The following is a 12,765-nucleotide window of genomic DNA, read 5'->3' on the forward strand; positions in this document are numbered from 1 at the left end:
AGGGGTTTTTTAGGAATAATGAGCTGGCGATGACTTACTCTCACATGGGTAATCCCACACTACCATCAGCGCTAAGAGGTTTCACTTCTGAGTTCGGGAAGGGATCAGGTGGTTCACTCTTGCTATGGTCGCCAGCACAACTGTTTATGACTTTGCGTTTGGTCTTATTTAGATGCCAATGCTTGGTCAAATAGAATTCATTAACAGGTATATCTGAGCTGTCATATTTTGTTCTTTAGCGTTCACTAAATCAAGCTGTTTTGCTTAATATCGAATCAATTGATGCTTTATACAACAACTGTTTGGGTGTTGTATAGTCAAGCCTCACGAGCAATTAGTATTGGTCAGCTTCACATATCACTATGCTTCCACATCCAACCTATCAACGTCGTAGTCTTCAACGGCTCTTTAGGAGACATAAAGTCTCGGGGAAATCTTATCTTGAGGTAGGCTTCCCGCTTAGATGCTTTCAGCGGTTATCCCTTCCGAACATAGCTACCCGGCGATGCGACTGGCGTCACAACCGGTACACCAGAGGTTCGTCCACTCTGGTCCTCTCGTACTAGGAGCAGATCCTCTCAAATTTCCAACGCCCACGGTAGATAGGGACCGAACTGTCTCACGACGTTCTAAACCCAGCTCGCGTACCTCTTTAAATGGCGAACAGCCATACCCTTGGGACCTGCTTCAGCCCCAGGATGAGATGAGCCGACATCGAGGTGCCAAACACCGCCGTCGATATGAACTCTTGGGCGGTATCAGCCTGTTATCCCCAGAGTACCTTTTATCCGTTGAGCGATGGCCCTTCCATACAGAACCACCGGATCACTAAGACCTACTTTCGTACCTGCTCGACTTGTGGGTCTCGCAGTTAAGCGCGCTTTTGCCTTTATACTCTACGCGTGATTTCCGACCACGCTGAGCGCACCTTCGTACTCCTCCGTTACTCTTTAGGAGGAGACCGCCCCAGTCAAACTACCCACCAGACATGGTCCTCGTCCCGGATAACGGGACAGAGTTAGAACCTCAATATTACCAGGGTGGTATTTCAAGATTGGCTCCACTAGGACTAGCGTCCCAGCTTCAAAGCCTCCCACCTATCCTACACAAGTAAGATCAAAGTTCAATGTCAAGCTGCAGTAAAGGTTCACGGGGTCTTTCCGTCTAGCCGCGGGTACACCGCATCTTCACGGCGATTTCGATTTCACTGAGCCTCTGCTGGAGACAGCGCCCCCATCATTATGCCATTCGTGCAGGTCGGAACTTACCCGACAAGGAATTTCGCTACCTTAGGACCGTTATAGTTACGGCCGCCGTTTACTGGGGCTTCGATCAAGAGCTTCGCTTACGCTAACCCCATCAATTAACCTTCCAGCACCGGGCAGGCATCACACCCTATACGTCCACTTTCGTGTTTGCAGAGTGCTATGTTTTTAATAAACAGTTGCAGGGGCCTGGTTTCTGTGGCTGCTCTCAGCTCAGGAAGCAAGTTCCATCACCAAAAGCAGCGTACCTTCTCCCGAAGTTACGGTACCATTTTGCCTAGTTCCTTCAGCAGAGTTCTCTCAAGCGCTTTGGTCTACTCGACCTGACCACCTGTGTCGGTTTCGGGTACGATTCCAGTGTAACTGAAGCTTAGAGACTTTTCCTGGAAGTATGGTATCAGCCACTTCACTGTACAAGTACAGCTTGCTATCAGATCTCAGCATAGAGCACCCCGGATTTGCCTAAGATGCATGCCTACTTCCTTCCACCTGGACAACCAACGCCAGGCTGACTTAACCTTCTCCGTCCTCTCATCGCATTACACTGAAGTATTGGAATATTAACCAATTTCCCATCGACTACGCCTTTCGGCCTCGCCTTAGGGGTCGACTCACCCAGCCCCGATTAACGTTGGACTGGAACCCTTGGTCTTTCAGCGAGCGGGTTTTTCACCCGCTTTGTCGTTACTCACGTCAGCATTCGCACTTCTGATACCTCCAGCAGACTTCTCAATCCACCTTCATCGGCTTACAGAACGCTCCCCTACCACGTATACAAAGTATACATCCGCAGCTTCGGCACATAGTTTTAGCCCCGTTACATCTTCCGCGCAGGCCGACTCGACTAGTGAGCTATTACGCTTTCTTTAAAGGGTGGCTGCTTCTAAGCCAACCTCCTAGCTGTCTATGCCTTCCCACATCGTTTCCCACTTAACTATGATTTTGGGGCCTTAGCTGGCGGTCTGGATTGTTTTCCTCTTGACTACGGACGTTAGCACCCGCAGTCTGTCTCCCGGATAGTACTCATTGGTATTCGGAGTTTGCATCGGTTTGGTAAGTCGGGATGACCCCCTAGCCGAAACAGTGCTCTACCCCCAATGGTATTCGTCCGAGGCGCTACCTAAATAGCTTTCGGGGAGAACCAGCTATCACCGAGTTTGATTAGCCTTTCACCCCTATCCACAAGTCATCCCCTGGCTTTTCAACGACAGTGGGTTCGGTCCTCCAGTCAGTGTTACCTAACCTTCAACCTGCTCATGGATAGATCACCCGGTTTCGGGTCTATACCCAGCAACTAAACGCCCTATTAAGACTCGATTTCTCTACGGCTCCCCTATTCGGTTAACCTTGCTACTGAATATAAGTCGCTGACCCATTATACAAAAGGTACGCAGTCACCGAACAAGTCGGCTCCCACTGCTTGTATGCATGCGGTTTCAGGATCTATTTCACTCCCCTCACAGGGGTTCTTTTCGCCTTTCCCTCACGGTACTGGTTCACTATCGGTCAGTCAGGAGTATTTAGCCTTGGAGGATGGTCCCCCCATATTCAGACAAGGTTTCACGTGCCTCGCCCTACTCGACATCATCATATAAGCCCTTTCGTGTACAGGACTATCACCTACTATGGTTGCACTTCCCAGAGCATTCCACTAAAGCTTATATGACTTAATGGGCTTTTCCCCGTTCGCTCGCCGCTACTGAGGGAATCTCAATTGATTTCTTTTCCTAAGGGTACTGAGATGTTTCACTTCCCCTCGTTCGCCTCGCAACACTATGTATTCATGTTGCGATACCTACCTTATGGTAAGTGGGTTTCCCCATTCAGAAATCTCCGGATCACAGGATATTTGCCGCCTCCCCGGAGCTTATCGCAGGCTATTACGTCTTTCATCGCCTCTGACTGCCAAGGCATCCACCACATGCACTTAATTACTTGACTATACAACCCCAAACAGTCGTCCATCCCTACAAGTAGGATGAGCAACAGATTATGATGATTTCTCATCACTCTCATACAGTTGGCGTTTGTGCACTTAAGCACTGTACAGCTTCAATTAGATTCATATACCAAAACGCTTGATTCAGTTTAATCGCTAGTAACTCATTTCTTAATCTTCATCAACCAGTCATAAATGACTGCTAATGTCGATTTCAAAACGAGTATGAACAATTTATTTCAACTCAAATATATTCTGTTAATGATTTTTCCAGCCTTCGTCAGGTCAGGAAACTGTGATAATTCACAGAGGTTAATAACAATGCCGCGCATTATACGCCGCTTTCTTACTAAGCTCTATAAGCTATCTAACCGTTTGCTTATTATGCATCCGAAGATACATGGTGGAGACTAGGAGAGTCGAACTCCTGACCTCCTGCGTGCAAAGCAGGCGCTCTACCAACTAAGCTAAGTCCCCAGCTTATCAATAAGTCAATGTTTCTGATTTTCCGTACTTCGTCAGTAGTGGTGGGTCTGACAAGACTTGAACTTGTGACCCCACGCTTATCAAGCGTGTGCTCTAACCAACTGAGCTACAGACCCTCAGATACATCGTCATGAAGAACAACTTGTTGTGGATTCTTACCGATCGTCAATCTTTCGTTAAGGAGGTGATCCAGCCGCAGGTTCCCCTACGGCTACCTTGTTACGACTTCACCCCAGTCATCGGCCACACCGTGGTAAGCGTCCTCCTTACGGTTAGACTACCTACTTCTGGTGCAACAAACTCCCATGGTGTGACGGGCGGTGTGTACAAGGCCCGGGAACGTATTCACCGCGGCATTCTGATCCGCGATTACTAGCGATTCCGACTTCATGGAGTCGAGTTGCAGACTCCAATCCGGACTACGATCGGCTTTTTGAGATTAGCATCCTATCGCTAGGTAGCAACCCTTTGTACCGACCATTGTAGCACGTGTGTAGCCCTGGTCGTAAGGGCCATGATGACTTGACGTCGTCCCCGCCTTCCTCCAGTTTGTCACTGGCAGTATCCTTAAAGTTCCCGGCTTAACCCGCTGGCAAATAAGGAAAAGGGTTGCGCTCGTTGCGGGACTTAACCCAACATCTCACGACACGAGCTGACGACAGCCATGCAGCACCTGTATGTAAGTTCCCGAAGGCACCAATCCATCTCTGGAAAGTTCTTACTATGTCAAGACCAGGTAAGGTTCTTCGCGTTGCATCGAATTAAACCACATGCTCCACCGCTTGTGCGGGCCCCCGTCAATTCATTTGAGTTTTAGTCTTGCGACCGTACTCCCCAGGCGGTCTACTTATCGCGTTAGCTGCGCCACTAAAGCCTCAAAGGCCCCAACGGCTAGTAGACATCGTTTACGGCATGGACTACCAGGGTATCTAATCCTGTTTGCTCCCCATGCTTTCGTACCTCAGCGTCAGTATTAGGCCAGATGGCTGCCTTCGCCATCGGTATTCCTCCAGATCTCTACGCATTTCACCGCTACACCTGGAATTCTACCATCCTCTCCCATACTCTAGCTTCCCAGTATCGAATGCAATTCCTAAGTTAAGCTCAGGGATTTCACATCCGACTTAAAAAGCCGCCTACGCACGCTTTACGCCCAGTAAATCCGATTAACGCTCGCACCCTCTGTATTACCGCGGCTGCTGGCACAGAGTTAGCCGGTGCTTATTCTGCGAGTAACGTCCACTATCCCCAGGTATTAACTAGAGTAGCCTCCTCCTCGCTTAAAGTGCTTTACAACCAAAAGGCCTTCTTCACACACGCGGCATGGCTGGATCAGGGTTCCCCCCATTGTCCAATATTCCCCACTGCTGCCTCCCGTAGGAGTCTGGGCCGTGTCTCAGTCCCAGTGTGGCGGATCATCCTCTCAGACCCGCTACAGATCGTCGCCTTGGTAGGCCTTTACCCCACCAACTAGCTAATCCGACTTAGGCTCATCTATTAGCGCAAGGTCCGAAGATCCCCTGCTTTCCCCCGTAGGGCGTATGCGGTATTAGCATCCCTTTCGAGATGTTGTCCCCCACTAATAGGCAGATTCCTAAGCATTACTCACCCGTCCGCCGCTAAGTTATGGTGCAAGCACCACAACTCCGCTCGACTTGCATGTGTTAAGCCTGCCGCCAGCGTTCAATCTGAGCCATGATCAAACTCTTCAGTTTAAAATCAATAGTGCTTTATTCAAAACACCAAATCTGGCTCATCAATTTTCTGACAAATATTTCTCAAATAAACTTCGAGTAATTTCTACCATCAATCAATGAAAATAATTTCGATCAATCAACCAGTAAAAATCCACACAAGTTGTTCTTCATAATCTCTTAATGATCTTCTTACTGGTTCGTCACCAGCAAGCTAGGTCGGCTATATTACACTAGATATTCTCAGTGTCAATCAGTAATTCAAATTATTTTAAACTTTCTTTCTAAAACCCAACTTAATTAATTTTAACTAAGTTACTGTTTTATCAGAAGTTTTAATCTTCATCACCGCCGATGGATGTGCATTCTACACCATCCCTTATCCAATGCAACTCCTTTTTTTAAATAACTCAACAAAAATATCACGACTGTTTACTTATTGCACAAAATAGAAGGTTTTTATTATTTTTTGCACGCAAACGGGACAGGATTGGCTAGTTCATCACGCATTTTTTCCTGTTTATTTTTTTCTTGCCAGCTCAGTGATCGGCAATCGATATATTCACAATAGCCACTTTCACCTGTTTCTTCATGATAATTAATTCTGACTTGATATTTAAAACTACCCACATAACCTGCAGCTAAGCCAAATTTAAAATCTCCGCGGCTTTGTGCCTGTACGGAAATGCAGGTGCCATCTTTATCTTCATAACCCCATTCAAACTCACGTGGCAAATACATGCTTTGCCCATTCGGTGTTTTTACTTTGGGATAAACCCGATGGACTTTAAAGCGCACGTTCTGATCAAACATTTGCGAGATGCCTGTTTTCCCATCTCGCAAATATAGTCGTGACTGTAAAATGCCATTGAAAGAATCTCGAACTTGAGCCAAAAGCAGTTGACGCTGATTTTCCAGATTAATGACTTGGTAGGTAAAAAATGCCAAAGGCAAATAGGGGAAATTAATGGAACGAGCATATTCAAAACAGCCCATCTGCTGAATCTCAAATTTTTGTTCCTTGTATGTCACCTGCCCTTCACATTGACACAGTAAAGACCAATGATCTGCCAGTCCCATACGCAACCGGGTAAAATAAGAAACAATATTGCTGGTGCAAATTGATAAATCAAAACTTAGTTCTTTATCTTTACGCTGTATATGGAAATGGGGGAAATTTCCGCTAATGATTTCCCTGTCTAAAAACTGAAAATGTTCTTTGCTAAAACGACAATCCTCACCCACCGAGTAAGCATTTAATTGCCCCACCATATGCGGGCTAATACTGGCAATGGTAGTGGCAGTATCTAAAGCTGTGGTTTGAATGGCACTTTCATTGCGCAGCATTGCTGCATTCGGCTGGCCGATCAGACTAATGAAATTGAGGTAATGTAAGGGTGCGGGTAGACCAGGAATCATCAAACCTTGATGAATGATTTTATAGCGACCTTTTTGCGCATGATAGGCCAAGCGCAACTGAAATGGAGCCTGATTGAGTTGTTTGGAGCGATCAAATAAATCTTGAAACAACTGCATATCGTGCTCCTTTTTATTTTCAGTATAGCGTTCTCATTTTTATATGGCGGTATTTTTTCTTGCCAGGAAAGTAGTCACAAAACCCGACAATGCATAGATAATGGAAATCACCAGAATCCCTACAGGAATATTATAAGTAATTGCGGCAAAGATAAACACTGCAATCGGTAACACAAAAAATGGTACACGTTTGCGATCAAATGTTTTAAATGAATAGTATTTGATATTGGAAATCATCAGTAATCCCACAGCAATGATCGCAATCGCATTAAAGATCTGAATACCCAATTCACGTATATCAAAAATTTGCGGAAAATCTTGTGCGACCCAGACCAGGGTAATAATGATCACCGCAGCCAACGGACTTGCCACACCAATAAAATAGCGTTTATCTACCACACCAATTTGCACGTTGAAGCGTGCCAGACGGAAAGCTGCACAGGCAGTATAGACAAAACAGGCAGCCAGTCCAATCCGTCCCAAATCATTCAAACTCCAGCTATACATTAAAATAGCCGGCGCCACACCAAAAGCAAGCAAGTCCGACAAGGAGTCAAACTGCTCGCCAAACGGGCTTTGAGCACCAATTGCACGTGCTACCCGACCGTCCAATCCATCGAATAATGCCGCCAGAAAAATAGCATAAATGGCTTGAGTGAAATCTCCATTCATGCTGGCAATAATGGAATAAAAACCCGATAGCAAAGCGGCTGTTGTAATCAGATTCGGCCACAGATAGATGCCACGACGTTTCACCTTTTGTCCCTCGTGGGTATGCTCTTCTTCTTCCACTTCAAAGGTGATGCCATCAAAACCATGCTCATCACGTGGAGAAGATTCACTTTCAGGTTTGTTTATACTTGTCATTCTTTGTCGATCCTAAATGTAACCGTATCTTTTTCAACGTATCTCTTATTCGCCAACCAACCAGCGAACCGCGGCGTGCCCACCATTTTCACTCATACGTAAATGCGGGAACAACCATTGTAAAGCCTCATCCGCATCTTCAGAAAATTTCCATGGCGGATTAATCACAAGTAAACCACAACCATTCAGACCCACTGGCGTATCATCCGGCCATACACAAACTTCACACACCAATTGACGGCGAATACCGGTTTTGATCATTTTCTTTTCAAAACGTTCAATCATGGCGCGATCTTTAATTGGATACCATACAGCAAAAACACCCGTAGGCCATTTTTTATACGCAGCAACCAACAATTCGACCAATTGTGGAAAATCTTTACGTTCCAATTCATAAGGTGGATCAATCATGACCAGACCGCGCTTTTCTTTAGGCGGAATCACCCCAAGTAAGCCCTCATACGCATCACGTTCATGCAGGCCGGCACGGCGGTCACGAATATTAAAACGCAGCTGCTGGAAGACTTCAGGCTGCATTTCGAAAATAGTGGCTTTATCTATTTCACGCATGCCTTCCAGAGCAAACCAGGGTGAACCCGGATAAGCACCCTTACCTGAAACTTCACGCATATCCTGAACAATTTTAAGATATTGCTTTACGCCTTCAGGCGCATTGCGGGTGATTGAATCATCCAGCTTGATTAAACGGTGAATACCATTTAAAAACTCGCCTGATTTTTGCGCTGCAGACGTCGATAAATCGTATTTACCTGCCCCACCATGCGTATCGATATAGCGATAAGGTTTATCTTTGGCATTTAAGCGTGTTAAAAGTTGCAGCAATAACACATGCTTCATGACATCGGCAAAGTTGCCTGCATGGAAATGGTGACGGTAATTCATGTTTCTTTAATTCCTGATATCAACCGCTATTTTAGCATGAAAAAATGTTTCGTTCCGCAGGATATCTTGCTCTAGAATACAACAGCATTTTTCTATCCTGTTGTGAGTATAGCTGTATGGATGCAATTCACCTTCCAAAGTCATGCAATGTTGATCAAATGATTGAAGATCTAGATCAGCAGGGCTTTAGCATTATTGATGATGTTTATCCTGAAGAATATATTCATGCATTGGTTGAAGAATGTACTTCTCATTTGAATCAGTTTAGAGAAGCAGCTATTCAAAATGGGGTGATGAGCAAAATCCGCAGTGATCATATTTTATGGATTAATGAAGATTTAGAAAAAGCCCAACAGCACATCAAAACCTTGCAAAATCTGGGGGAAGAACTGAACCGAGCCTTTTTTCTAGGCATTCGGGAAGTTGAAGCCCATTTTGCCTGTTATAACGCTGGTGAGTTTTATGCCCTGCACCGTGACAACCCCCACGGTAAAAATGGCCGTGTGATTTCTGCTGTGTATTATCTGCATGAAGACTGGCAAGCGGACTGGGGGGGCGAATTGCGTTTGCAGGATAAAAATGATCAGTGGCACATTATCCCGCCAAAACCGAACCGCATAGCCCTATTCCAAAGTGATTTATTGCACGAAGTACTCAAAGCCAAGCATCAACGCCTGTCCATTACCGCATGGTTACGCAGCGGCAATTCCATTTGGTAATTCACAGCAGAGGATGCTTTAAATCTGGAAAAACATCCTCATATAGCAATCATTGACAGATGAGGATGTAACCGATGCGGGAAAACACCAAACAGATTATTCAACGTATTGGCGAAACTGATCAGTTGTATTTACAAGGGAATACGCCAAAACTTGCCTTAGAACGTGCTGAGTTACGTATGCAACTGGTTACACTCAGCATCGTACGCCAGGAACAGATTCATTTTCTGCAAGAAGCCGTGGTTCTGCTTGAACAGGGCCGTATTGAATTTGAAGAAATGCCGTTAAGTTTATATATGAACTTATCTATGCATTTAGCCAAAGCCTATATGTTGTATTTTGAAATTACCAAGGAACAAAGATTTGCCTTGATTACCCAGCAAATCTTAAAACCTATCACTCACGACCAGTATGGGGACGTTTATTTTTTCCTGGCCTATGCTTCTGCGGCCAAGAGTGAAACCGCCTTAGCGCGACATTGGCTCACCAAATACAGTAAAACTGCCGATTTTGACTTGATTCTGGTACAAGAGCATCCAGCCTTTCACCCATTCCGTGAGCATGACTGGTTTGTGCATTTAGTCAAAAGTAAAATTCATTAATTGCAGATTTAACGATAAAAAAACGCCTGCAATGAGGCGTTTTTTATGATCTGTCCTGCTTAAAAGTTCCTTCTTCTCAGCAGGTTTTAAACATCACCTGTCTACAAAAAATCAGGCAGGTTGCAGTTTGGTGGCATTCATATGTAATTGCTGGTTCAGTTCATCAATCAACATGACCCACTCATCTGCATCTTCCACTAAATAGCGAATTAAAAACTCACGCTGGGATTTATTCCAGAAGGGAGCATCATGCAGATTTTGATGTGCAGGTAATTGATGAGTCCGTATAAAAAGCTCAATAGCTGCAGGGCTAGAAGCCAGCCCAAGTTGTTCAAATAACATTTTAAAGGATGGGTTATTATTCATAAGCATGGCACACTCCTTATCAACCAAACTGTCATTTATTATTTAATTAACTTATAAAATATTCATAAAAAAACCTAGTGATAAAACTAGGTTTGTTGTTTCAATTTGTGTTCACTGATGGGTTGAGGTTGAAAGCCGGTCTTCAGTATGCAATTGTTCGTTTAAGATATCCACCACCATGGCCCATTCATCATCTTTTTTCCAATGGCTGATTAGAAAATCATGCTGTGCCTGTGTCCAGAATGGAGCGTGATGCAAAGGGATATCCATCGTCAATTGATGGCTTTCTATAAACCGGTCTATTGCCTCTTGGCTCGCGTCGAGTCCCAACTGCTCAAATAAAAGCTCCAATGTGGGTTGTTGATCAAACATCTCATTCTCCTTAAACCTTTATTGTTAGCTTTTAAATTAGACGCAAACCCTTACACATTCAGTTGTCACTGCATCACAGCGTGTTATTTTTTGTTCAAAACCAAATTTCAGGCATAAAAAAGCACCCCAAGTGGAGTGCTTTTCAATTTAATCTAATCGATTAAATTATTTAACCATGTCAGCAATTGCTGCACGTTCTTCTTCTAACTCGTTAAGAGTGAAGTTGATACGTTCACGACTGAATTCGTCGATTTCAAGACCTTGAACGATTTTGTATTCGCCGTTTTCAGTCGTTACAGGGAAACCGAACATTACGCCTTCAGGGATACCGTAAGAACCGTCAGAAGGAATACCCATAGTTACCCATTCGCCGTTTGTGCCAAGAGCCCAATCGCGCATATGGTCAATTGCAGCGTTTGCAGCAGAAGCAGCAGAAGACAAACCACGTGCTTCGATGATTGCAGCACCACGTTTACCAACAGTTGGAAGGAACACGTCTTTGTTCCAAGCAGCATCGTTGATTTTGTCTTTTAAGCTTTCGCCGTTTACAGTTGCAAAACGGTAGTCAGCATACATTGTTGGAGAGTGGTTACCCCAAACAGTCATAGTTTTGATGTCAGAAACTGCAACGCCAGCTTTTTGAGCAAGTTGAGTCAACGCACGGTTGTGGTCAAGACGCAACATTGCTGTGAAGTTTTTCGCTGGAAGATCTGGAGCAGATTTCATTGCGATGTAAGCATTGGTGTTCGCAGGGTTACCTACAACAAGTACTTTAACGTCACGGCTAGCAACTTCGTTTAATGCTTGACCTTGACCGATGAAGATTTCACCGTTCACTTTAAGAAGGTCAGCACGTTCCATACCTGGACCACGTGGACGTGAACCAACTAGAAGAGCGTAGTCAGCATCTTTGAATGCAACTTTAGGATCATCAGTACCGATCATGCCAGCCAATAATGGGAAAGCACAGTCGTCAAGTTCCATCATTACGCCTTTAAGCGCAGCTTGAGCTTTCTCAAAAGGAACTTCTAATAATTGAAGAATAACTGGTTGGTCTTTACCCAACATCTCACCGCTAGCGATACGGAATAATAGGCTGTAACCAATTTGACCAGCAGCGCCAGTAACGGCAACGCGAACAGGTTGCTTCATGTAATTATCTCCAATTGAGAGGATCGTCATAATAATTAAATAGCTGTTCTATTTAATCTTAATAATCATAAACGGCAAAGATTGTACTCCAATACTTTGACAGATGCATTTAAAAGAGAATGGATTTCAACAAAAGTATGATAGGAAATATAAATAAAATATATAAAAAAGCTTAGTAAGAACCTTTTATGGTAAATAAATTTGGACAGGTATTTTCTACTTCTGCTGAACAGCGCTTGTACTGTCCATTATTTTTGTAGCAAAGTTTCACTTCGGTCAGAATGGCATTTCCCTGCAAAGTCGAACAGCTAAATCTAATGGCATTGGCAGGTAAACCTGGATTCAAACGCAGAAACTGCAGTCGAAGATTGGTCTGATGCATGGCTCGCGTTTCAGGACTGGTTAATTCCTTCGGAATTTTGAGACGTTCGGCATAATTAATGATGGTACGGAAATATTGACTTGAATTCATCTGTACACATCCGCCGATTCCCCGCCAAAGTTGCATGCGGGCATTTTCATCGGGCATGACTCGTGCCACGACTTTCGCCTGCAAGGGAGATAAAGCCGCAGAGGATGTGGTCCTGCACTCAGTTTCCGAAGTTTCCGGATACAAACCGGAAATATTCAGCGAATAGCCTTCCAGACATTTTCGCTGTTTTGATTTTTGGGCATCAAACATGCATACCGCAGGGGTCATTTGTACCACCATGACATAACCCTGCAAAGGGGCTGCAAAAGTTTGAGGTGCAAACAGCCCTAGTCCAGCACTGTTCACCGCGAACAGTGCCCATCTTAGTAAAACTGAAGTTCGCCCAGAAAATATCATCAACAAGTCAGACCTATCAATAAAACTAAAACTAA

Annotated in this window: 9 protein-coding genes, 2 tRNA genes and 3 rRNA genes; 2 read left to right on the top strand and 12 right to left on the bottom strand. The window is 44.6% G+C overall.

The genetic code is table 11. From position 1 onward, the window contains the following. Positions 1-21: 21 nt before the first annotated feature. The 8 genes from rrf to B9T38_RS04870 all read right to left on the bottom strand — a co-directional run bounded on the left by rrf (position 22) and on the right by B9T38_RS04870 (position 8,690). Positions 22-136: ribosomal RNA gene (gene rrf / locus B9T38_RS04830) — 5S ribosomal RNA — on the bottom strand. Between the two features lie 177 nt (positions 137-313). Continuing rightward, positions 314-3,206 (bottom strand): 23S ribosomal RNA (locus B9T38_RS04835). A gap of 399 nt (positions 3,207-3,605) precedes the next feature. After that, positions 3,606-3,681 (bottom strand) — tRNA-Ala (locus B9T38_RS04840). Between the two features lie 48 nt (positions 3,682-3,729). Then, positions 3,730-3,806, bottom strand: a tRNA-Ile gene (locus B9T38_RS04845). Positions 3,807-3,867: 61 nt separating this feature from the next. Next, a 16S ribosomal RNA gene (locus B9T38_RS04850) occupies positions 3,868-5,405 on the bottom strand. Together the 16S, 23S and 5S rRNA genes with 2 tRNA genes alongside form the textbook arrangement of a ribosomal RNA operon. A 441-nt stretch (positions 5,406-5,846) precedes the next feature. Beyond that, complete coding sequence (locus B9T38_RS04860; protein WP_086195724.1) at positions 5,847-6,920, bottom strand: DUF6670 family protein; 1,074 nt, start codon at positions 6,918-6,920, stop codon at positions 5,847-5,849. A gap of 39 nt (positions 6,921-6,959) precedes the next feature. Next, positions 6,960-7,787, bottom strand: coding sequence for a CDP-diacylglycerol--serine O-phosphatidyltransferase (gene pssA, locus B9T38_RS04865; protein ID WP_086195725.1), 828 nt, complete (start codon positions 7,785-7,787; stop codon positions 6,960-6,962). Positions 7,788-7,832: 45 nt separating this feature from the next. Then, the gene (locus B9T38_RS04870) at positions 7,833-8,690 is read right to left on the bottom strand and encodes a 23S rRNA (adenine(2030)-N(6))-methyltransferase RlmJ (protein ID WP_086195726.1); all 858 of its coding nucleotides are present in this window, start codon (positions 8,688-8,690) and stop codon (positions 7,833-7,835) included. 116 nt (positions 8,691-8,806) lie between these two features. Here B9T38_RS04870 and B9T38_RS04875 point away from each other — a divergent pair, with 116 nt between their 5' ends. Then, complete coding sequence (locus tag B9T38_RS04875) at positions 8,807-9,409, top strand: 2OG-Fe(II) oxygenase (protein ID WP_086195727.1); 603 nt, start codon at positions 8,807-8,809, stop codon at positions 9,407-9,409. A gap of 74 nt (positions 9,410-9,483) precedes the next feature. Then, complete coding sequence (locus B9T38_RS04880) at positions 9,484-10,011, top strand: hypothetical protein (RefSeq protein ID WP_086195728.1); 528 nt, start codon at positions 9,484-9,486, stop codon at positions 10,009-10,011. Between the two features lie 111 nt (positions 10,012-10,122). On the opposite strand, the gene B9T38_RS04885 is transcribed toward B9T38_RS04880, so the two are convergent. From B9T38_RS04885 to B9T38_RS04900, 4 genes are all read right to left on the bottom strand, one after another. Then, on the bottom strand, positions 10,123-10,383 hold the full coding sequence (locus tag B9T38_RS04885; RefSeq protein ID WP_086195729.1) for a DUF2789 family protein: 261 nt from the start codon (positions 10,381-10,383) through the stop codon (positions 10,123-10,125). Positions 10,384-10,488: 105 nt separating this feature from the next. Beyond that, positions 10,489-10,749, bottom strand: a complete 261-nt coding sequence (locus B9T38_RS04890) for a DUF2789 family protein (protein WP_086195730.1) — start codon at positions 10,747-10,749, stop codon at positions 10,489-10,491. A gap of 165 nt (positions 10,750-10,914) precedes the next feature. Next, positions 10,915-11,901, bottom strand: coding sequence for a malate dehydrogenase (locus tag B9T38_RS04895; RefSeq protein WP_086195731.1), 987 nt, complete (start codon positions 11,899-11,901; stop codon positions 10,915-10,917). 172 nt (positions 11,902-12,073) lie between these two features. Beyond that, entirely contained in the window at positions 12,074-12,730 is a 657-nt protein-coding gene (locus B9T38_RS04900; protein WP_086195732.1) for a ribonuclease T2 family protein, read from the bottom strand. Between the last annotated feature and the right edge of the window lie 35 nt (positions 12,731-12,765).

It is taken from the genome of Acinetobacter sp. ANC 4218 (assembly GCF_002135245.1).
Taxonomy (GTDB): domain Bacteria; phylum Pseudomonadota; class Gammaproteobacteria; order Pseudomonadales; family Moraxellaceae; genus Acinetobacter.